Genomic DNA, 21,230 nt, shown 5'->3' on the forward strand with positions numbered 1-21,230 from the left:
TCCGCTTGGCTGGGTGTGTATCGATCCTGCTTCTGCGAGGTGTCCTGTGAAGACTCTGCTCTCTGCCCTGTCGCTGCGCGGTCTTGCCGCCGGTGCGGCAGCCCTGCTCGCCGCCGGTGCCGGTGTCGCCGTGGCGGCTCCCGCCCAGGCGGCCGACGTCACCGTCGACATGCCCTACCCGATCCCGGTCTCCGAGCTCGCCGACGGCATCCCCGTCACCGTCACCACTGATCCCGGCGCCGAGGTCGACGTGCGCTCGGTCAACGCCATGTTCAACGGCGGTTACACCCTGCCGATCGAAGACGTCGACCGGTTCAACGGCGCAGCCGATGAGTCGGGTGAGTACTCGTTCACCCTCGCCGCTGATGACGCGTTCGTCTCCTCGTTCAAACCGGAGCGCAATGCCACGGTCGGCGAACTGCAGCCCAATGAGGCCGTCGTCGTGCAGGTGAGCAGCGCCAGCAAGAGCACCTCGAAGACGACAGTCGTGACCTACGATGCCGGACACATCGCTGGGCCGGAGACGGCGACCGTCGCCGAGGCGCAGGCTGGCCTGGCATTCTCGGTCCAGGAGGGCCCGGCAGAGGGCTACAGCTACTCCCCTGCCGCGGCACTCGGTGATGAGCCGATCACAGACGTCGCACCGGAGAGCGTAGGACCGGCAGAGGAGTTCACCGTCACCGCGCCGGATTCGGTGGCTGTCGGCGATGAGATCACCGTCAGTGCAGAGACGGTCAAGGGCTCCAACCGGCTGCCGGACACGCTGCCGGTCACCCGGCACACCGTGCGCATCGTCGAGGAGCCGACCGAGGATCCCACTGAGGACCCGACGGACGATCCAACGGTCGACCCGACGGACGATCCCACGGTTGACCCGACCGATGACCCGTCGACCCCGGCCGAGCGTGAACTGATCGTCGATCCCGAGAAGATCGCGGCGGCCGACTTCGTCAAGGCGGACGCCGTCACGATCGTCGCCACCGGATGCGAGCCCGGCAAGGACGCAGAGCTGACCGTCACGCCGGAGAGCGAGAACATCGGCACTCACGTCGACACCGCGACCGCCGATGCCGACGGCACGGTCCCTTTCACCGTCTTCGGCGACAACCCCGAAGCCGCCGAGTCTTACATCGGTGCCTATGACGTCGTCGTCGCCTGCCCCGGTGGAGATGACCTCACCGGTGCCTTCACTGTCACCGCTGGCGACGGCTCGGACGATGACGGGTCCGGCGGTGACGACAAGGGCAAGGATGACAACGGCAAGAACGGCGACGACAAGCGCGATGATCGCAGCCGCCTGCCGCGCACGGGCTCCGAGTTCACCGCTGCCGGCGCCGGTCTGGCGCTGCTGGCGATCGGCACGGCTGGCATCATGCTGACCCGCCGCCGCAGCTGAGCCCGTCATCACAACGCATCACCCCCGGCGGCGCAGGCCACCGGGGGTGATGTGTTCCACGCCAGGTGACCGGGCGCGATCCTCGCGCCTGAGGATCAGATGCCGATACTCTGGAGGCAGAGCCTGCGGTGACGCCCATCCCCGACGTGCAGCTGAGGAGCAGCATTTCCCATGAATGATCGCCCCACTTCTGACAAGACCGCAGAGCGCCGGTCAGCCCTGCGCTCCCGAGCGGAGAAGCGCTCGAAGCAGCAGGCCGAAGCGCGTGCAGATCAGCGCGCCGTCGCCGAGCACGATGGCGGCTCGAGCACTGCAAGCTCCAAGCATCACGACGGATTCTTCGCCCACCTCGGGCTCAAGCCGATCTGGTTCGCCGCCGCCTGGATCGCCCTCATCGTCGTCCTGCTGCTGCCTGGCGATCCCGAGCTCGGCGTGGCCGGTCAGCGGGCGCTGGCGATCCTCGCCTTCGCCGTCATCCTGTGGGTCTCCGAGGCCGTGACCTATCCGGTCTCCTCCGTCATCATCATCGGCCTGACCGCGATCCTGCTCGGCTTCGCCCCTGCGTTGGAAGAAGGCGCCGGCCCCGAGCCGATGGGCTCGACTGAGGCGCTGAAACTCGGCCTGGCCGGCTTCGCCTCCCCGGCCGTCGCGCTGGTGGCAGCCGCGCTCGCGCTCGCTGCGGCGATGCAGGCGACCGGCCTGCACAAACGACTGGCGCTGTGGGTGCTGCGGTTCTCCGGCGAGAAGACCAGCAGCATCCTCATCGGTGCGATCGTCATCTCGATCGTGCTCGCGTTCTTCGTCCCGTCTGCCACCGCTCGCGCCGGAGCCGTGGTGCCGATCCTCCTCGGCATGGTCGCCGCGTTCGGCCTAGCCAACAACTCGAAGCTCGGCGCACTCCTCGTCATCGCCGCCGCGCAGGCGGTCTCGATCTGGAACGTCGGGATCAAGACGGCTGCCGCGCAGAACTTCGTGGCCACCGGTTTCATCTCCTCGGAGATGGGCGTCGACGTCGCCTGGGGTTCGTGGTTCCTGTGGGCAGCCCCATGGTCGGTGCTCATGTCCATCACCCTGTACTTCGTCATGCGCTGGGCGATCAAGCCCGAGGCCGACACGATCGACGGCGGCCGCGAGATGATCCGGCAGAACCTCTCCGAGCTCGGCCCGATCTCCGCCCGCGAGATCCGCCTCATCATCATCGCCGTGCTGCTGCTGATCCTGTGGTCGACTGAGGAGGTGCTGCACCCGTTCGACTCCTCGACGGTGACGATCGTCGCGATCGCGGTGATGCTCACCCCGAAGATCGGCGTGTTCTCATGGAAGGCCGTCGAGAAGCTCATCAACTGGGGCACACTCGTCGTCTTCGCCGTCGGCATCTCACTCGGCTCCCTGCTGCTCAAGACCGGTGCGGCCGCGTGGCTGTCGTCGAAGACCTTCGGGGCGGTCGGCCTGTCGGAGATGCCGATGCTGGCGATCATCGCTGTCGTGTCGGTGTTCACCATCCTCATCCACCTCGGCTTCGCCTCGGCGACCTCGCTGGCCTCGGCCCTCATCCCGGTCTACATCGCTCTCGCGATGAGCCTGCCGGGTGCCGCGCAGGGCGGATTCGGCTTCGTCATCATCCAGCAGTTCGTCATCAGCTTCGGCTTCCTGCTGCCGATCTCGGCACCGCAGAACATGCTCGCCTACGGCACCGGTGCGTTCACCGCCAAGCAGTTCCTCAAGACCGGTATCCCGCTCACCATCGCCGGCTACCTGTTCGTGCTGCTTCTCTCGGCGACGTACTGGAAGTGGCTGGGACTCGTCTGAGGCTCGGGTTCAGGCAGGCACGCTCCGAGGTGGGACGTTAAGCTGAGGACATGGCACTCGATGCAGATCAGCTTCAACGCGACCTCGACCTGCGACTGCTCGGCGAGCAGTTCTTCCTGCAGGCACTCGACCAGCTCTCCCGCGCCGATCTCGACCAGCCCTCATTGCTGCCCGGCTGGACCCGCAAGCACGTTGCGGCACACGTCATCCACAACGCAGAGGCGTTCATGCGGCTGCTCGAATGGGCCCGCACCGGCGAGGAGAACCGGATGTACCCCTCGCGGCAGGCCCGCGATGAGGAGATCGACTCGACTGTCGCCCTCATCTCCAACGGTGATGTCATGACGATGGCCCATGAGGTCGTCGACGAGCTCAGCGACGAGTTCGACGACATGGACGATGAGGCCTGGAACGCAACGGTCGTCAACGGGCGGGGCGAGGACATCCAGGCCGCGCAGATCCCGTGGTCGCGGGCGCGGGAGGCCTGGATGCATTCCCTGGACCTCAACATCGGGATGACGACCCTCGACTTCCCGGCTGCGATGGTCAACGCACTGCTCGATGAGATCACCGACACGTGGATCGCCCGCGACGAACCGGTCAACTTCACGCTCAACATCACCGACCGCGACGACTCCCCGCGCACGGTCGTCGCCGGGCCGAAAGACAGGCGTCCAGCTGAGCCGATCGAGGTGACCGGCGAGGCAGCCGAGATCGTCTCCTATCTCACCGGGCGCGGCTGGCCGAACTCCGGGCTCGAGGACAACGACAAGGGCGCCTCGGGAACGGCGACTCCGCAGGACCTCCCCCAACCGCCGCCCTGGATCTAGCACCGACAACGACGAGGAAGAGGACGAGCGTCATGAGCTACCCACCCCAGCCGCCCCCGCCGAACGGCTCGCCAGCAGGCGGGCCGCCTCCGGGAGGTCAGCAGCCGCCGGGTGGCCAGCCGCCGGCACCGCAGTACGGCAGCCAGGCACCTCAACCGGGCCAGCAGCCGCCCCAGTATCCCGGCCAGGCGCCGCAGTACGGCGGCCAAGATCCGTATGCCACCGGGGCTGGTGCCCCGAAGCCGAAGTCGAAGATGACGCTGATCGGCAAGATCCTGACATTCATCGGTGCCGGCATCCTCGCACTCACCATCATCGGCGGCATCATCATGACGATCGCCGGCGTTTCGTCCCTGTCAGGGTTCTCCGATGAGGCGATCCGCGTCAACGGCACTACGAGCCAGTTCTTCGAGGCGGAGTCTGAGTGGCAGGTCTACGCGCCGGAGGACTCCGGCTTCACCAGCTGCACGATCACAGGGCCCACTCCGGTGGGCAAGGGAACGAATCAGACGTCGTCCTACTCCTTCGACGGCAGGACCTATGAGTCGATCGACGGGTTCTCGGTCCGGGAAGCGGGCACCTACTCGATCACGTGCAACCAACCCGATGTCATCATCGCCCCACCCCTGTCGGTCGGCGGGATCTTCTCCACCGTCGGCGGCATTCTCATCGCTGTGTTCGGCGGCCTGCTCGGCGTGGGATTGACGATTCTCGGCATCATCCTGTGGATCGTCGGCCGGAAGCGAGCACAGCGGGCATGACCGACGCCCCGGTTCGACACGGGCCGACTGTCGTGCTGCTCAAGTGGTTCGCGTTGGCACCACTGTTTCTCGACACCCTCATCTGAGGCGATCAAGTCCGGGCGGTACGACCTGGGCAGCGGGGCCGCACCACCGGGACAGCGCAAACGGCGCCCAGCTTCTGAGCTGGGCGCCGCTTCGCATGGTCAGGTGCGAAAGATCGCCTCGCAGGCTGCCGCGTCACCGGCGGCGGTAGAGGAGGATGTCGCGGGAGGCGCGATCGGCCTCACTGCCGCCGGGCCGGGCGCTGGCTGCTGAGGGAAGAGCCCCGGCGATGCGCACCCGCGGGCGCCTGCCGTGCATGACGGAGACGATGTCGCCGCTCTGCCCGGCGGCGAAGACCCGGGATTCGGCCTGCACGCGCTGCCGCAGTCCTTCGACCTGCTGGCGCAGTTCGTGGACGGCGGCATGCGCCTGGGTGGCGGCGTCGCGGGCTTCGTCGAGGTCGCGGTGCAGGGCGAGGATCTCCTTGATGCCGGCGAGATTGATGCCGTCTTCCTTGCTCAGCTTCTGGATCAGCCGCAGCCGCTCGATGTCGCGCGGTGAGTAGCGCCGTCCGGCACCGGCGGTGCGCTTGGGCACCACCAGTCCCATCCGGTCGTACTGCCGCAGCGTCTGCGGGTGCATGCCCGCCAGCTCAGCGGCAACGGAGATGACGTAGACGGCGGCTGTCGCTCCGATGTTCATCGACGCTCACCCCGCTCATCTCTCCCGGGCCCGGTCGAGCAGCCCGGCTCGCGGATTTTCACCGCTGGTGGCCTCACGGAAGGCCTCGACCGCTTCCTTGGCCTTGGGCGTCAGGTTCTTCGGAACGGCGATCTCGACGGTCACCAGCAGGTCGCCGGTGAGCTTCTTCGTCTCGATGCCCTTGCCGCGCACCCGCAGGGTGCGGCCCGACGGTGTGCCGGCCGGGATCTTCACCCGCACCGGCATCCCACCGAGTGTCGGGACCTCGACCTCGGCGCCGAGGGCAGCCTCGTCGAAGGTCACCGGCAGCGTCATCCGCAGGTTCGCGCCGTCGCGGGTGAACACCGGGTGGGGTTCGACCTGCACGGTGAGGATGACATCACCGGGTTCGCCGCCGTTGGGGCTGGCCTTGCCCTTGCCGCGCAGGCGGATCTTCTGCCCGTCTTTGACGCCGGCCGGGGTGCGCACGGTCAGCGGCTTGCCCCCGGGCATCGACAGTTTGACTGTTGCGCCCTTGGCGGCTTCAGTGAAGGACAGCTTCGTGCTGGCCTTGATGTCCCCGCCCTTGAGCGGGCCGGTGGAGAACCCACCGCCGTACGGGCTGTCATAGGGGCTGCCGCCGTAGGAGCCGCCGAATCCGCCGAACAGATCAGCGAACTCCGGCGGGATGTCCCCGCCAGCCGAGCCAGCCGGCCCGCCACCGGGGCTGCGGGTCGTGTAGCGGGTGCGGGTGCCGCCGCCTCCGGTATTGAACAGGCCGGAGAAGATGTCCTCGAACCCGCCGGCACCGCCGGCACCGCCGGCACCGCCGGGTCCGCCGGCGCCGGCGGAGAACCGGGCACCGCCGCGGCCCATCGCCCGCACCTGGTCGTACTGCTCGCGGGTCTCCTTGTCAGACAGCACCTGGTTGGCCTGCCCGATCTGCTTGAACTTCTCCTCTGCGGCCTTGTCACCGGGGTTGGTGTCCGGATGGTACTTCCGGGCCAGCTTCCGGTAGGCCTTCTTGATCTCCGACTGCGAGGCGTCCTTGGAGACGCCGAGGATCTTGTAGTAGTCCGTGTCGAACCATTCGTTCTGAGGTCCGGAATTCACCTGGCACCTCCTTTCCGGCTCGCGCCGTCATCGTCTGTCGTGTGTGTCTGGATGTCTGTTCCCGTCTGCTGTGCGGCAGCCGCGGCTGCCGGTCTGTCGTTCCTCACGCACCGCATGCGCAGGCCGTCTGCCTGCCCATCCGGTCCGTGCCCGAGGCGGTGGCCGCCTCGGGAACGGAATCCGCAGCTCACGCCGCGCTCGGCTCATGCCGGGTGCCGGCTGTGCAGATCAGTCTGCCGGGGCCTGCACGCCGACGCGGGCGGCGCGCAGCACCCGCTCGCCGAGCATGTAGCCCGGCTGCATGACGAGGAACACCGTGGGTGTCTCGACCTCGTCGCTGGGCTGCTGCATGAGCGCTTCGTGGATGTTGGCGTCGAACTCCTCACCGACCTCGCCGTACTGTGTGACGCCGAGCTTGGCCAGCGTGTCGAAGAGCTTCGTCACGTGCGTGTCGAAGGGGCCCTCGACGTCGCCGTTCTCACGCGCCAGGCGGACCTCGTCGAGCACCGGGAAGAGCGCCTCGACGACGCTGGCGACACCGGCTTCCTTCGCGCGGTCCTGCTCCCGCTGGGAGCGCATCCGGTAGGCGGCGTATTCGGCGTTGATCCGCTTGAGGTGATCGAGCAGCTCGGCCTCCGTGTCGTTGGCCGGGCTGACGTTCTCAGGATCGAGCGCGCCTTCGCCGGTCTCCGCGCCCGAGGCAGTGGGCGCCTCGGCCTGCGCGGTTCCCTGAGCCTGCTCGGCTCCCTCAGACTGCGCGGCAGCCTCGGCCTGCTCGGCTGCCTGGGCGGCCGGGTCGGTCTCGGCGGCGGGTTCGCCGCCAGTGGCGACCTCCGGGCCGTCGCTGTCGAGCCGGCCCTCGGCTGCTGCGGCCTGCGCCTGCTCCTGAGCCTCGCTCGGCTCAGCGGCTCCGGTGTCCCCGGAGCCGGCCTGGGGCTGGCGCACCTGGCCGGTCTCCGGATCCACCCGACGCTTGTCGGTGAACGAGAAGCCCTGTTCAGGATTCTCGGCGGACATCACTTCTTCTCCTCGTCTTCGTCGACCACTTCGGCGTCGACGACGTCGTCCTCAGTCGCATCGGAACCGGCATCTGCGGTTCCCTCGGCTCCGGCAGCACCCTCGGCGCCGCCCTGCTGGTACAGTGCCTCGCCGATCTTCGTCTGAGACTGGCTGAGCTTCTCGACGGCGGTCTTGACCGCCTCGTCGTCCTCGCCCTTGAGCGCTTCCTTCACCGCGTCGACATCGCCCTGCACCTCGGTCTTGACATCCTCAGACAGCTTGTCGTCGTTGTCGGTGATGAGCTTCTCGGTCTGGTAGGCGAGGTTCTCAGCCATATTGCGGGTGTCAGCGGCCTCGCGGCGCTTCTTGTCCTCATCGGCGTGCTCTTCGGCCTCGCGGACCATCCGGTCGATGTCCTCCTGCGGGATCGCCGAGCCGCCGGTGATCGTCATCGACTGCTCCTGACCGGTGCCCTTGTCCTTGGCGGACACGTGCACGATGCCGTTGGCGTCGATATCGAAGGACACCTCGATCTGCGGCATGCCGCGCGGTGCAGGGGCGATGCCGGTGAGCTCGAAGGTGCCCAGCGGCTTGTTGTCGCGGGTGAACTCGCGCTCGCCCTGGAAGACCTGGATCGACACAGACGGCTGGTTGTCCTCAGCCGTGGTGAAGGTCTCGGACTTCTTCGTCGGGATCGGGGTGTTGCGCTCAATGAGCTTCGTCATCACACCGCCCTTGGTCTCCAGTCCGAGGGACAGCGGGGTGACGTCGATGAGCAGCACGTCCTTGCGCTCGCCCTTGAGGACACCGGCCTGCACGGCGGCGCCGATCGCCACGACCTCATCGGGGTTGACGCCCTTGTTGGGCTCCTTGCCGCCGGTGAGCTCCTTGACGACCTCGGCCACGGCCGGCATGCGGGTCGAACCGCCGACGAGCACGACATGGTCGATCTCGTCGACCGAGATGCCGGCATCGGCGATGACGGCCTTGAACGGAGCCTTCGTGCGCTCGAGGAGGTCCTTGGTGAGGTCCTCGAACTTCGCGCGGGTGAGGGTCTCATCCAGGTGGACGGGCCCGTTGTCGCTCATCGACAGGTACTGCAGAGAGATGTTCGTGCTGGTCGCCGAGGACAGCTCCTTCTTCGCCTGCTCCGCGGCCTCCTTGAGGCGCTGGACAGCGGCGGCGTCCTTGGTCAGGTCGACGCCGTAGCCGTTCTTGACCTGGCTGACGAGCCAGTCGACGATCTTCTGATCCCAGTCGTCGCCGCCGAGCTCGTTGTCGCCGGAGGTCGCACGGACCTGGATGGTCGAGAAGTCATCGTCATCCTTGCCGACTTCGAGCAGGGACACGTCGAAAGTGCCGCCGCCAAGGTCGAAGACGAGGATGAGCTCGTCCTCCTTGCCGCGCTCGAGGCCGTAGGCCAGTGCGGCGGCAGTGGGCTCGTTGATGATGCGCAGGACGTTGAGGCCTGCGATCTTGCCTGCGTCCTTGGTGGCCTGGCGCTGCGAGTCGTTGAAGTAGGCCGGGACGGTGATGACGGCGTCAGTGACCTCTTCCTGCAGGTACTCCTCAGCATCGTGCTTGAGCTTCTGCAGGATGCGGGCAGAGATCTCCGGTGCAGTGAATGTCTTGCCGTCGAGTTCGGTGGTCCAGTCGCTGCCCATGTGGCGCTTGACCGAGGCGACGGTGTTCTTGACGTTGAGCACGGCCTGGCGCTTGGCGATCTCACCGACGAGGAAGTCGCCGTTCTTGCTCACCGCCACGACCGAGGGGGTGGTGCGGCCGCCTTCTGCGTTGGCGATGACCTTGGGGTCGCCGCCTTCAAGCACGGCCACAACCGAGTTGGTGGTGCCGAGGTCGATTCCTACTGCACGAGCCATAGTGTTTCTCCTTCTCTTCTGAGTCAGGCCCAACCCGGCTGGCGCCGGCATTGAGCGCATCTGACTCAAGTCTGGTCACGCTGAATTCGACTGTCAAACCCAGCATCATGAAAGTTGCGTACACCAGACTCAACTTTGCGGGAGGGGAGATTATTCCGCAGGCAGGCAGAATTCTTTCAGCGACCCCCGTCGCGCACTGCGCCATCCCGGCGTGTCAGTCGTTGCAGCCGGTCGCGTGCGCGGGCGAGCCGCTCATCCTCGGTCAGCTCCCACCACGGGGTGCCGCGCTCACCGAGGCCCTCTTTGGCCCAGGTGACGCGCTGCCGCAGCACTGCAGTCTGCTCGTCGTTCAGCTGGTGACGGCGGGAGAGCTGCGAGCGGGCAGTGCCGAGGGCACTCAGCAGCGGGGCGGTCAGCGCCTCGGGCAGCACAGGATCCTGGGCTCGCCAGCGCCTGCCCCTGACGATGATGTAACGGCCGTCTGCGGTCCGCTCCGGGGTGCTCATATGCGGCTCCACGCGCTCACGCTGCCCACCTCGGCGCGACCCGCCTCGGCGCGACCCGCCTCGGCGCCGGGACGCCGCGGCGCGGCCGGTGGTGGGGCGATCCAGGCGACCATCAGATGCCTCCCGGCACGGGGGCTGCGAGCGGGAAGATCCCGACCATGGCGATCGACCACAGGCCATGGACGATGAGCGGAGCGAACCAGCGGCCAGTCGATTCGCGGGCCCAGGCTGCGGCGAGTCCGACGACGGGGGCGGCGGCGATGAGGCCGGGGTTGAGCGTTGCGAAGGTGACGAGCGTGTAGATGACGGTCGGGGCGATCCAGCGGGCGTGGCCGCGGAACAGGTCGGCCAGGCCGAGGCGGAAGAACACCTCTTCCGACAGCCCCGTGACGACAGCCGCCGCCAGCGTCAGCCCGGCCGCCGAGCTCCCGGCAGTCACGAGGGCGGCGGTGATCCATGGCGCGGTCACCGGGATGAGGCTGAGGATCCAGCCACCGAGGAGCGACACACCCGCCAGCACCGCACCGATAGCCAGCGCCCGCCACCCGGCCGAGGCGGCAGTACGGTGCGCCGGCGGGCCGGGCGCCGGATCAGCGGAGCGGTGACGTGTGAGATGCGCTCGCGTGAGCAGCAGGAGGGCGATCCCGCCGAGCGTCCACACCGCGGCGAGGGCAAGGCTCCACAGCGGCAGTGCCGCGGTGCCGGCAGATGTGCCGAGGCCGAAGGCCTTGCGCAGGATGAGCCCGCCGAGGACAATGGTGGCGGTCGCCGGCGCCCAGACAGCCGCACGTGAGGTGAGCACCAGCTGCGACGTCATGGCACCAGTCTAGGAGATGACATGCGAGTTCTGCTCATCGGCGCCACCGGATACGTCGCCTCGCGCACGATCCCCGTCCTGCTCGGTGCCGGGCACACCGTCACCGCTGCTGCCCGCTCACCGGAGAAGCTCAGGGCGTTCTGGTGGGCAGACCGCGTCACCGCCGCCCGACTCGACGTCACCGATGACGCATCCGTGTCTGCGGCGGTGGCTCACAGCGCTGCCGATGCCATCGTCTACCTCGTCCACGGGATGGGCGGGTCTGACTTCCGCACAGTTGACCGGCAGTCAGCTCAGCGCGTGCGCCGGGCAGCCGATGCTGCAGGCATCAACCGAATCGTCTACCTCTCGGGGATCATCCCGGCTGTCGGCGAGGAGCGCCTGTCCGAGCATCTGATCTCGCGGCTCGAGGTCGAACAGGAGCTCTCCCGGGCCAGCGCCACGGTCATCACGCTGCGTGCGGCGATGATCATCGGGGCGGGCTCGACGAGCCTGGCACTCATCCGGCAGCTGGTGACCCGGCTGCCGGTCATAGTGGTGCCGTCGTGGATGCGCCACCTCGTCGAGCCGATCGCCATCACCGATGTGGCCGCCGCGATCGAGGCGGCGCTGCGGGTCGATCTGCCGACCGGGCAGTTCTCGATCGGCGGCGGGACGGTGATGTCGTACCCCGAGCTCATCGATCTGCTCACCGAGCTCAGCGGGCTCATCCGCCCGCAGCTGCCCGGCGGACCGCTGCCGGAGCCGCTCGTGGCGAAGGCTGCAGCAGTGCTGACGGATCTGCCGGGATCGACAGTCGAAGCGCTCATCGAATCGCTCCAGGAGGACATGGTCTCCTCCGGTGACAGCTGGCGCAGCGAGCTGTTCGCAGGCGCGCCTGCCCATCAGCCGCTGACACCGCGGGCCGCCCTGGCGCGGGCGCTGGCGCAGCCGGATCTCAACCTGCCGGCCGCCGAACGGGATCCGCTTGCAGTGATGCCCGGCGACCGCTGCTGAGCGCCATCAGCGCTGGCTGAGCTCGGCGCGCAGAGCCGCCAGGACAGCAGTCAGCTCCGGGCTGGTGAGCGAGCTCAGCGCGATCTCGATGCCGGTCTGCTGCCCGCCGGTCCATTTGCCGGCCAGGTCGTCGACGAGGATGCCGCGCTCAGCGAGTGCGCGCCGCAAACGCCGCGCATCCCCGGCCGGCCGCTCGAGGATCACCCGCCCGCGCACCTGGGTCACCGGCAGGCCTGCGGCATCGACCGCCTCGGCGGCGGCTGCCAGCCGCTTGCGCATCCGCAGCATCCGCCTGCGCAGACCGCCGGAGTCCAGGTAGTCGGCGAGCGCTGCCTGGATGAGCGGTGAGGCGGCGGGACCGAGCATCCGGCGGTGGGCGGCGATCCCAGCGCTGAGCGGGCCGGTGGCGATGATGTAGCCGATGCCCAGGCGCGTACCGAGCAGGGTGGCGAAGGATCCGAGGTGCAGCACCCGGCCGCTGCTGTCGAGGTCGGCGAGAGTCGGCGGCAGGCTGCCGGCGTAGCGGGCTTCGGTGTCGTAGTCGTCTTCGATCAGGTGGCCGCCGCACGATTCGGCCCAGCGCAGCAGCTGCACGCGCCGGGTCGCGCTCATCGAATCTCCATGCGGATGCAGGTGGTTGGGCGTCAGCAGCAGGGCGCGCAGCTGCATCGGGATCGCAGCGGGGTCGATGCCGTCGGTGTCGACGGGCACATCGACGGTGGCGGTGTTCGCCAGTGCCCGGCGCAGACCGGGAAAGCCCGGGCTCTCGACTCCGAGCGCTGCGGGAGCGAGGACGTTGAGGACGGTGCGCAACCCGTCGCGGGCGCCGGCGGTCAGCACGATGTCGGCGGGCTCGACCTGCATGCCGCGCACCAGCCGCAGGTGCCCGGCGATCGCCTGGCGCACCGTCTGGGTGCCGCAGCCGTCATCGCTGACGTCGCGGGTGTCGAGTCCGCGGCGCCAGGCAGCCCGGAAGTCGGGCTCATCGCGCGGGTCGGGGCGCACGCTCACACCCCGGGCATCGATGCGCACCTCCGCCGCGATGTCAGTGGAGTGGTGGGAGGGCATCGCTCGGCCCGTCACGGCCCGTGACCCCGAGCGGCGCGCGGCCGAAGCGCGACCAGTCCGCGCCGTCTGCAGTGCCGGGTTGACGCGTGTGCCCGAACGGGCGGCTGTCACGAGCTGCCCCTCGGCGATGAGATGCTCATACGCCGTCTGCACGGTGCCGCGGGCGACACCGAGCTGCGCGGCGAGCACCCGGCTGGAGGGCAGACTGTCGCCTGGGCGCAGACGGCCGGTGACGATCTCGGCCCGGATGCCGGCGACGATCTGCAGCGGCAGACCGATGCGCGAGCTGCGGTCGAGCCGCACCGTGAGATCCGCGTCGTGCGCCATGAGCACCCCTCCCCCACCTGGTCTCTGGTCTCGCGGCCATCCGGAACCGCGCAACTGGACTACAGAATACCCCTGGATCTGGACTATATCTGCAGTCCAATGCTCGTTAGGCTCACGAATACCCCGTCGGGCGCCTGGACGTCCGGTTCACCACCAGCGGGTGTCCGGCACCCGCCACAACCCAGGAGACTGCATGACTGCCACACTGACCGACACCACCGCCAACGCCGCTGCGGACACGCACACTGCCGGGACTGCCGACGGCGCCGCGCAGCAGCGCGCCACCGGCGCCCAGCTGAGCTCCGAGCTCGCACGCTCACTGGCCGGCGGCGTCATCATGGACGTCGTCACCCCTGATCAGGCCCGCATCGCCGAAGATGCCGGAGCAGTGGCGGTCATGGCGCTCGAGCGGGTGCCCGCCGATATCCGCGCCCAGGGCGGCGTCGCCCGGATGAGCGACCCGGACCTCATCTCCGGGATCCTCGATGCCGTGTCGATTCCGGTCATGGCCAAGGCGCGCATCGGCCACTTCGTCGAAGCGCAGATCCTGCAGTCTCTCGGCGTGCACTACGTCGACGAATCCGAGGTCCTCTCCCCTGCCGACTACGTCAACCACATCGACAAGCGTGCCTTCGAGGTGCCGTTCGTGTGCGGGGCCACCAACCTCGGAGAGGCGCTGCGCCGCATCAACGAAGGTGCCGACATGATCCGTTCGAAGGGTGAGGCCGGCACCGGCGATGTCTCCGAGGCGACCCGCCACATCCGCACGATCAGCGGTGAGATCCGCCGCCTGGCTGCGCTGAACGAAGATGAGCTCTATGTTGCGGCCAAGGAGCTGCAGGCGCCGTTCGACCTCGTGCGCACGGTCGCCCGCGACGGCCGCCTGCCGGTCGTCACCTTCGTCGCCGGGGGCGTGTCCACGCCTGCCGATGCGGCGATGATGATGCAGCTCGGTGCTGAGGGCGTATTCGTCGGCTCAGGCATCTTCAAGTCCGGCAACCCGGAGGCACGGGCCAAAGCCGTCGTCAAGGCCACGGCGAACTACGACAATCCCGAGGTGCTCGCCGAGGTCTCCCGCGGACTCGGTGAGGCGATGGTTGGCCTCAACGTCAGCGACCTGCCGGCCCCACACCGCCTGGCCGAACGCGGCTGGTAAGACGCAGCGCAGCTTTACCGGCGCCGCACAGCGGCATCGTTCAGCCGCCGGTGACGGTCCACAGCGTGGTGGACTCACCGGCGGCTGCTGCGAACCAGCGGCCGGTGGCACTCGGCTCGGCATACTGGCCGACGGCGTGGGCCTCGGCGTGCTCCTTGCCGTCAAGGGTGAAGAAATGCACCGCATCGTTGAGCAGCACCGGGATGAGGCCGAGCTGCGGGAATGCGCCGTTGCCGCCGAATCCGTAGCTGCCTTCGACCGGATCGAGCGGGTCGAGGTCTTCGCCTGCCTCCCAGAGCGTCGATCCGTCAACGGCGCTGACGGCCCGGACACCGGCGTCGAGACCGGGCATGATGACCAGTGGCGCGTCGGTGCCGTCGACGGGTGTGTGGAGGCGACCGTACTGCTCGTTGAACAGCCCGAATTCGAAAGCGTCCTCGGAGATGTCGGTGTGCCAGGCCTCGCCGTCGAGCAGTGAGCCGAGCACCAGGATCCGGGAGGCGAACAGCTGGGTGCTCGCGCACACGAAGGTGCCCGAGGCGGTAGAGACGGGCCGGGCGGCACAGTAGTCGACCGGCTCCTCACTGAAGTCGATGCCCGCGGCGAGGCCAGGATCGTCGGCAGCGCTGAGCGGGGTGAGCGCCTCAGAGCTCTCCGGCAGGTCCATCGGCAGCCTCAGCAGTGCGGTGCGGGTGACGGACCCGGAGTACGGTGCGTCAGGATCGGCGGTGCCGAAGGCGTAGACAAGCGTTCCGGGTGCCTTCTGCGGGTAGATCCCGAAGCCGAGGTCCTGCTCCCCGTACTCACTGAGATCGACTGTGGCATGCTGACCCGATGCCAGGTCGAGGCGGGTGAGGAAACTGCCGTCGCCATCGCGCCACGGCAGGTAGGCGTGCGTGCGGTCCGGGGTGATCTGCAGGTTCGCCCCGCCCATGGGCTGCGCATCGGCGGTCGCCTGCACGGCCGGCCAGGCAGGCTGGCCGGAGGCAGGATCGAGGCCGAGGACCATGGCCTTCTGCTCATCACCGGTGCAGCTGCCGCGATCGGCGTCGATCATCCCGTATTCGAGCAGGATGATCCCATCCTCGCCCAGGGCGCTCGTTCCGGTGGAGGAGGAAGAGTAGTAGTCACCCGGTTCGGTGCAGCCGAGATCGGCATCGGCAGGCGTATAGGTCCAGGCTTCGCTGCCATCGCCCCAGTCGAGTGCCCGCAGACGGCCGGTCCCGTCGTCGACGATGACGGTCTCACCGTGGGAGTAGGCGGCCACACTGTCGGGCCGGTCCATATCGACCTGCGCCTGGTGGGTCCACAGCTCGGCACCATCGGCGCCGACGGCGACGAGCCTGCCGCCCATCGCGTCGGCGACCAGCGCCCGGTCGGTGTCGTTGTCGGCCAGCAGGCTGGCGTAGAAGTCGAGGGTGATCGCCTCGCTCAGCTGCGGCGGTTCCGGTGTGCTGGGCGCAGGTGAGCTGCCGGGCGCGTCCTCTGCGGCTGTGCATCCGGCGGCCAGTGTGAGAGCGGCGCCTGCGGCGATGAGGGCGAGCGCGGGGTGGGAGAACGGGTGCATGACTGTTCCTTCGCAAGCAGGGACACCGTGATGATCTCCCTGGTGAGCGTCCTGTCTTCACTATGCCAGACGGGCCGGACAACGGTGCTGGCAAAGCACGGGAGGCGCCCACCGCCTCGGGTGCGGTGACCGGTGTGTCTGTGACGCGTGCTACGGTGTGGGCAGATGTTCCGGGGACGGTGAGATTCCGTACCGGCGGTGACAGTCCGCGACCCGAACGCCGAGGCCCAGACGGGCGGAGGGGTTCGGCTGACTCGGTGCGATTCCGAGACCGACAGTGAAAGTCTGGATGGGAGGAACACACGGTCCAGGGCACCCGTGTCTGCCTGGACCGGCAGCGGCGCACCCGTGTCTGCGCGGACGCCTGCCGCCTGTCTCCCGTCTCCCCGGTAGGAGGAGAGGGAGAATGCACCGCTCATCTGCACCCGCCGCGCCTGCCGCCGGGATCACTGCCCGTGAACGCCGGGCCATGTCCGCTGCCCTCACCGCCGCCCGCCGCGGCCAGCGCGGGGCCACCCCTCTCGTCGGTGCGGCCGTCATCGGCGCCGACGGGACGATCGTCACCGGCTACCACGCAGGTGCTGGGCACCCGCACGCCGAACCGGCAGCCCTGGCAGCCGCCGTCGCAGCCGGCATCGACCTCGGCACCGCCACGCTCGTCGTCACGCTCGAACCGTGCGCCCATGTCGGCCGGACCCCGTCGTGTGCGCATACGATCGTCAGGGCCGGGATCCCGCGCATCGTCTACGCGGCAGCCGACCCGAATCCGGTCGCCACCGGTGGCGCCGAGGTGCTGCGGGCGGCCGGACGCGAGGTGGTCGCCGGGCTGGCAGCCGATGAGGCGGCGGTGCTCAATCACCGGTGGGTGGCCGCGCAGCGTGAGGCCCGGCCATTCGTGACGGCGAAGCTCGCCCAGAGCCTCGACGGGCGGATCGCCGCTGCCGACGGCACCAGCCAGTGGATCACCTCCGATGAGACCCGGTCCCGCGTGCACGCGCTGCGCGCCCGGGTCGACGCCGTCATCGTCGGCACCGGCACCGCCCGGGCCGACAATCCGCGGCTCACCGCCCGCATAGACGGCCGCGCTGCGGCCCGGCAGCCGGTGCCGGTCGTCATCGGCACCCGCGATCTCGACGCCTCCAGCCACCTCGCCGCCGACCCGCGCACCATCCACCTGCGCACCCACGACCTGCTGCACGCGCTGCGGCAGCTGCGGGCGCGCGGGATCGAGCACGTGCTCATTGAGGGCGGGGCGCACCTGCTCAGCGGCTTCCTGACCGCCGGGCTCGTCGACGAGCTGTTCCTCCACCTCGGCCCGCAGCTGCTCGGCACCGGCGGGCTCGCCGCCACCGCCGGCCTTGAGGTGCCGACACTCGCAGCCGCCCCGCGCTTCATCCCCGACGACCTTGCCGCCCCTGCCGCTGCCGCGAGCGGGACCGACACCATCCTGCACCTGAGACCGGCACCCGCCGCCCCGGCCCCGGCACCGCCAACCCCATCCACCACCGACCACAGGAGTCACCACATGTTCACCGGCATCATCGAAGCCACCGGCACCGTCCTGTCCGTCACCTCCGTTCCCGGCACCGACACCGCCCACATCAGCATCAGGGCCGGCAGCCTCATCGACGACCTGCCAGCCGGCGGGTCCCTGGCCGTCAACGGCGTCTGCCTCACCGCCACCCGCACCTCCGCCGAAGCCGCGCCGGCAGATGAGAACCCGGCCAGCACCTCGGGCCCGGGGATCTTCACCGCCGACATCATGGGCGAGACGCTGGCGCGCACGAGCCTGGGTGCGCTGAGGGCGGGCACGCAGGTGAACCTCGAACGCTGCATGCCGGCCAGCGGGCGCTTCGACGGGCACATCGTCCAAGGTCACGTCGACGGGGTCGGGCGGATCAGCGTCTTCGAGGACTGCGGGGCGTGGACGCGGATGCGCATCGAGCTGCCAGCCGCGCTCGCCCCGCTGTGCGTGGAGAAGGGTTCGATCGCACTCGACGGGACCTCGCTGACGATCACCGCCGTCTCCCCGGCAGGTGCCGGGCAGCCGTGGTGCGAAGTCGGGCTCATCCCGGCGACCCTGGCCGCGACGACGTTCGGGCAGGCGAGCGTCGGGGACCTCGTCAACATCGAAACCGATGTGCTGGCCAAGTACGCCCAGAGCCTCGCCGGACGCCACGTGCGACGTGCCGATCCCGTGCAGGCGCCGCCGTCGCCGTGGCAGGACAAGCCGTGGGAGACCACCGCAGCCGACGCGTCCCCGGCACACGGGCTCGACTCGATCGAGGAGGCGATCAGCCGACTGCGCCGCGGTGTCCCGACGATCGTCGTCGACGATGCCGACCGCGAGAACGAAGGCGACCTCATCGTGCCGGCCGAGCTGCTGAGCCCGGAGTGGATGGGCTTCATCGTCCGCCACACCTCCGGCGTGGTGTGCGCGCCGATGACCGCTGAGATCGCAGCCCACCTCGATCTGCCGGCCATGACCGCGGTGAACGAGGACCCGAAGGGCACGAACTACACCGTCAGCTGCGATGCCCGCGGCCTGGACACCGGCATCAGCGCCGGTGAGCGCACGACAACCCTGCGCATGCTGGCCGACCCGCAGGCGGGCCCGGAGCAGCTGACCCGGCCGGGGCATGTGTTCCCGCTCATCGCCGCCGCCGGCGGGGTCCGCGAGCGCGCCGGGCACACCGAGGCCGGAGTCGAACTCGCCCGGCTGGCCGGCTGCCGGCCGGTCGCAGCGATCGCCGAGGTCGTCGACGACACCGGCGAGGTCATGCGCCTCGACGCTCTGCTGGCCTTCGGGACCCGGTTCGGGCTGCCGGTCATCTCGATCGCCGACCTGCGCACATGGCTCGACACGCACACCCCGGCCGCCCACCAGAACTGAACCGGACACCGCACCAGAACTGAACCGGGCACTGCACCGGACACCGCACCGAACACTGAGAGAAGGGATCACATCATGGCATCGAGCGGAGCACCGACGATGAAGCCGCAGGCCGCACCGGGCACCCGCGTGGCGATCGTCGCCTCCTCCTGGCACACCGAGGTGATGGACGGGCTCCTCGCCGGCGCCCAGCGCGCCCTCGCCGAGGCCGCAGCTGAGACGACTGGGATGGAGGTCAGCGTCTTCCGGGCGCCGGGCAGCTTCGAGCTGCCGCTGCTGGCCCGTGCGGCGGCGGAACGCTTCGACACCGTCGTCGCACTCGGCGTCGTCATCCGCGGCGGCACCCCGCACTTCGACTACGTCTGCCGGGCCGCCACCGACGGGCTGGCCAAGGTGGCGGCCGAGACCGGCACACCGGTCGGGTTCGGGCTGCTGACCTGCGATGACGACGAGCAGGCTCGCAACCGGGCCGGGCTGCCGGGCTCACGGGAGGACAAGGGACACGAAGCGGCGAGCGCAGCCCTTGCCGCACTCGCCGCTCTGACAGAGATCAGGACCGCCTGAGCGGCCGGGGGTCAGTACCGCATCAGTGCTGCGACGTTCTCGACCCGGCCGTCGGAGATGATGACGATCGTGCCGGAGTTCTGCAGCGTCGACAGGATCGCGGAATCGACATCCCCGCTGCCCTCTGAGGCAGAGAGCGACGGGTTGATGAACAGCGTGTCGACCCGCCCCTCGGCGGCTGCCTCGCGGATGACATCGGTCTGGGTAACGCCGCGGCCGGTGCCCTGCGCATCAGCGAAGCGGGCGTAGGCTGCGTCGTCGCGTTCAGCGAAGGCCGGCATGACGACCTCCCACGCATCGGCGTGCAGCTGACCGGGCGTACGGTCGTCGGGGTTGCCGGTGACCATCTCGTCGAGCAGCGCCGGGTAGGTGCACACGGGTTTGAACAGCGGCATCGCCTCAGCGACAGCTGCGAGGATCAGCGGCTGGCTGCGGGCTTTGCCGAGCAGCGTTCCGACACCTTCGCCGACAGCCTTGACGAACTTCTCGACGAAGATCCGGTCGACCTCACCGCCGGCGCCGTGGCCGTGGAACATGGCGCGGTCGCCGCCGATCGACCGGCTCTGCAGCTGCCGTTGCCGCTCATCGGGGTCGACGACATCGTCCATGCTCTGCGGCACGGTCTCACCGAGGTCGAGTTCGACGATCGAGTCCTTCGTCGCGTCGAACAGGCGCACCTTGTTCCGCGACATCGCCAGGATGTAGAAGGCATGGGACTGTGCGAGCGCCGGGGCGATCGGGCGGACCGTCATCGACTCGCCGACGCTGACGTGCTCGCTCAGCGGCACACCGAGGCGGTAGGTCAGCGTCATGCCCGCGGCTGCGTAGAGAGCCAGCCCGTCGGCCTGATGACGCCAGAACGGGCCGTCGTTGACGAGGTCGTTGAGCGGGCCGAGGATCTCCTTGGCTTCCTTCGCCTCGACGCCGGTCTCAGCGAGCTTGCGGCCCGCCTCATCGAGCAGCGACTTGAGCCGGGTGGAGGATTCGCGGGATTGGTGATCCGCTCGCGATGTCGGCATCAGGATGGTCACCTTGGGCCCTGAGGCCTCAGCCATCCTCTTGAGATCAGTTGGGTCAACGTAGTCAAATGAACCGAGAGTATGAGTGACGTCCATACACAGAGCTTAGCGACGCAGGTCACACTTGTGAACTGGCGCCAGCAGGCGAGACCTTTTGATTCTGCTTTCAAGGCGCCCGTATCCCGCAGATGCGGACTCCGATACGATGGATATCCAGCCGGTTGCGCGCTTTTTCGCCGTTGTCACGGCATCTGCGCCGGCGCCCTGTTACTGAAGGGATGTCACTGTGAAGACCGTTCACCTCAAGACCAAAGAGATCCGCAGCCGCGACGAGCTCGCCGACCTGCTCCAGCAGCTCGCCGACCAGATCGCCGAGGGCACGCTCATGTTCCGTCAGGGTGCTGAGGAGACCCGGCTGGAGATGCCGAGCTCGGTGCGCCTGTCCGTCGAGGTCGTCGACGAGGACAAGCCGGCGACTGAGCAGAAGCCGAGCAAGGGCACCAAGCGCGAGGTGGAGGTCGAGATCTCCTGGCGGGTCGGCGAGGACGGCCCGATCGCAGCAGACGAGCCGCTCACTCTCGGCTGAGCTCTGTGTCCTTCGCGCGGCCGAGTCCGCGCTGCTGCCGGTGGCGTGCCCGCACCTGGAAGAACCGCACAACCGCATAGACCGAACCGATGATCGGGGCGAACAGCGCGGCCATGACAGTGAGCGGGTAGCGGGCGGTGTCACCGGGTTCGCGCCGGGTGCCAGCCGCGCAGGCGATGCCGATCAGCCAGATGATGAGCACCGTGCCTTCGGTGAGATTCAGACCCAACATCGCTGC

The 21,230-nt window shown here is 68.8% G+C and carries 19 protein-coding genes and 1 riboswitch; of the genes, 9 read left to right on the top strand and 10 right to left on the bottom strand.

What is annotated here, in order from left to right; all coding sequences use genetic code 11:
* Positions 1–46: 46 nt before the first annotated feature.
* The 4 genes from M3C25_RS05785 to M3C25_RS05800 all read left to right on the top strand — a co-directional run bounded on the left by M3C25_RS05785 (position 47) and on the right by M3C25_RS05800 (position 4,796).
* Positions 47–1,396, top strand: a complete 1,350-nt coding sequence (locus tag M3C25_RS05785; RefSeq protein WP_102160927.1) for an LPXTG cell wall anchor domain-containing protein — start codon at positions 47–49, stop codon at positions 1,394–1,396.
* A gap of 171 nt (positions 1,397–1,567) precedes the next feature.
* Positions 1,568–3,205, top strand: coding sequence for an SLC13 family permease (locus M3C25_RS05790; protein WP_102160925.1), 1,638 nt, complete (start codon positions 1,568–1,570; stop codon positions 3,203–3,205).
* Positions 3,206–3,255: 50 nt separating this feature from the next.
* Positions 3,256–4,035, top strand: a complete 780-nt coding sequence (locus M3C25_RS05795) for a maleylpyruvate isomerase family mycothiol-dependent enzyme (protein ID WP_102160922.1) — start codon at positions 3,256–3,258, stop codon at positions 4,033–4,035.
* 32 nt (positions 4,036–4,067) lie between these two features.
* Positions 4,068–4,796, top strand: coding sequence for a hypothetical protein (locus M3C25_RS05800; protein ID WP_170274803.1), 729 nt, complete (start codon positions 4,068–4,070; stop codon positions 4,794–4,796).
* 219 nt (positions 4,797–5,015) lie between these two features.
* On the opposite strand, the gene M3C25_RS05805 is transcribed toward M3C25_RS05800, so the two are convergent.
* The 6 genes from M3C25_RS05805 to M3C25_RS05830 form a co-directional block, all read right to left on the bottom strand.
* On the bottom strand, positions 5,016–5,522 hold the full coding sequence (locus M3C25_RS05805) for a heat shock protein transcriptional repressor HspR (protein WP_102160917.1): 507 nt from the start codon (positions 5,520–5,522) through the stop codon (positions 5,016–5,018).
* 15 nt (positions 5,523–5,537) lie between these two features.
* Positions 5,538–6,614 (bottom strand): DnaJ C-terminal domain-containing protein, encoded by a 1,077-nt coding sequence (locus M3C25_RS05810; RefSeq protein ID WP_102160915.1) that lies wholly within the window; start codon positions 6,612–6,614, stop codon positions 5,538–5,540.
* A 228-nt stretch (positions 6,615–6,842) separates the two neighbouring features.
* Positions 6,843–7,631 carry a nucleotide exchange factor GrpE gene (locus M3C25_RS05815; protein WP_102160914.1) on the bottom strand — a complete coding sequence of 263 codons (789 nt, stop codon included), beginning with the start codon at positions 7,629–7,631 and terminating at the stop codon, positions 6,843–6,845.
* The gene (dnaK, locus tag M3C25_RS05820; protein ID WP_102160912.1) at positions 7,631–9,493 is read right to left on the bottom strand and encodes a molecular chaperone DnaK; all 1,863 of its coding nucleotides are present in this window, start codon (positions 9,491–9,493) and stop codon (positions 7,631–7,633) included. The genes M3C25_RS05815 and dnaK overlap by 1 nt, the downstream gene beginning before the upstream one ends.
* A gap of 176 nt (positions 9,494–9,669) precedes the next feature.
* Positions 9,670–9,999 (bottom strand): biopolymer transporter Tol, encoded by a 330-nt coding sequence (locus M3C25_RS05825; protein ID WP_102160910.1) that lies wholly within the window; start codon positions 9,997–9,999, stop codon positions 9,670–9,672.
* A gap of 112 nt (positions 10,000–10,111) precedes the next feature.
* Complete coding sequence (locus tag M3C25_RS05830; protein ID WP_102160907.1) at positions 10,112–10,816, bottom strand: CPBP family glutamic-type intramembrane protease; 705 nt, start codon at positions 10,814–10,816, stop codon at positions 10,112–10,114.
* 21 nt (positions 10,817–10,837) lie between these two features.
* On the opposite strand from M3C25_RS05830, the gene M3C25_RS05835 reads away from it, so the two are divergent.
* Positions 10,838–11,812: an NAD(P)H-binding protein gene (locus M3C25_RS05835; RefSeq protein WP_259833165.1), complete on the top strand. Its 975-nt coding sequence runs from the start codon at positions 10,838–10,840 to the stop codon at positions 11,810–11,812.
* A gap of 6 nt (positions 11,813–11,818) precedes the next feature.
* Here the strand turns inward: M3C25_RS05835 and pdxR are convergent, their stop codons facing one another.
* Complete coding sequence (pdxR, locus tag M3C25_RS05840) at positions 11,819–13,207, bottom strand: MocR-like pyridoxine biosynthesis transcription factor PdxR (protein WP_146004297.1); 1,389 nt, start codon at positions 13,205–13,207, stop codon at positions 11,819–11,821.
* A 193-nt stretch (positions 13,208–13,400) separates the two neighbouring features.
* Between pdxR and pdxS the strand changes: the two genes are divergently transcribed.
* The gene (gene pdxS, locus M3C25_RS05845) at positions 13,401–14,363 is read left to right on the top strand and encodes a pyridoxal 5'-phosphate synthase lyase subunit PdxS (protein WP_259793922.1); all 963 of its coding nucleotides are present in this window, start codon (positions 13,401–13,403) and stop codon (positions 14,361–14,363) included.
* A 40-nt stretch (positions 14,364–14,403) separates the two neighbouring features.
* On the opposite strand, the gene M3C25_RS05850 is transcribed toward pdxS, so the two are convergent.
* Positions 14,404–15,930, bottom strand: coding sequence for an outer membrane protein assembly factor BamB family protein (locus M3C25_RS05850; RefSeq protein ID WP_102160899.1), 1,527 nt, complete (start codon positions 15,928–15,930; stop codon positions 14,404–14,406).
* Positions 15,931–16,092: 162 nt separating this feature from the next.
* Positions 16,093–16,235, top strand: a riboswitch (FMN riboswitch).
* Positions 16,236–16,336: 101 nt separating this feature from the next.
* Here M3C25_RS05850 and ribD point away from each other — a divergent pair.
* Positions 16,337–18,823 carry a bifunctional diaminohydroxyphosphoribosylaminopyrimidine deaminase/5-amino-6-(5-phosphoribosylamino)uracil reductase RibD gene (gene ribD, locus M3C25_RS05855; RefSeq protein WP_257995023.1) on the top strand — a complete coding sequence of 829 codons (2,487 nt, stop codon included), beginning with the start codon at positions 16,337–16,339 and terminating at the stop codon, positions 18,821–18,823.
* 75 nt (positions 18,824–18,898) lie between these two features.
* Complete coding sequence (ribH, locus tag M3C25_RS05860; protein ID WP_102160897.1) at positions 18,899–19,387, top strand: 6,7-dimethyl-8-ribityllumazine synthase; 489 nt, start codon at positions 18,899–18,901, stop codon at positions 19,385–19,387.
* Positions 19,388–19,398: 11 nt separating this feature from the next.
* Here ribH and M3C25_RS05865 read toward each other — a convergent pair whose 3' ends face one another.
* On the bottom strand, positions 19,399–20,406 hold the full coding sequence (locus M3C25_RS05865) for a baeRF3 domain-containing protein (protein WP_146004296.1): 1,008 nt from the start codon (positions 20,404–20,406) through the stop codon (positions 19,399–19,401).
* A 286-nt stretch (positions 20,407–20,692) separates the two neighbouring features.
* On the opposite strand from M3C25_RS05865, the gene M3C25_RS05870 reads away from it, so the two are divergent.
* Entirely contained in the window at positions 20,693–20,992 is a 300-nt protein-coding gene (locus tag M3C25_RS05870) for an amphi-Trp domain-containing protein (RefSeq protein ID WP_102160893.1), read from the top strand.
* Here the strand turns inward: M3C25_RS05870 and M3C25_RS05875 are convergent.
* On the bottom strand, positions 20,979–21,224 hold the full coding sequence (locus M3C25_RS05875) for a hypothetical protein (RefSeq protein WP_102160891.1): 246 nt from the start codon (positions 21,222–21,224) through the stop codon (positions 20,979–20,981). The genes M3C25_RS05870 and M3C25_RS05875 overlap by 14 nt on opposite strands.
* Positions 21,225–21,230 lie beyond the last annotated feature (6 nt).

Origin of the sequence: Brevibacterium luteolum, assembly GCF_025147615.1 — a bacterium.
Classification (GTDB): Bacteria; Actinomycetota; Actinomycetes; order Actinomycetales; family Brevibacteriaceae; genus Brevibacterium; species Brevibacterium luteolum.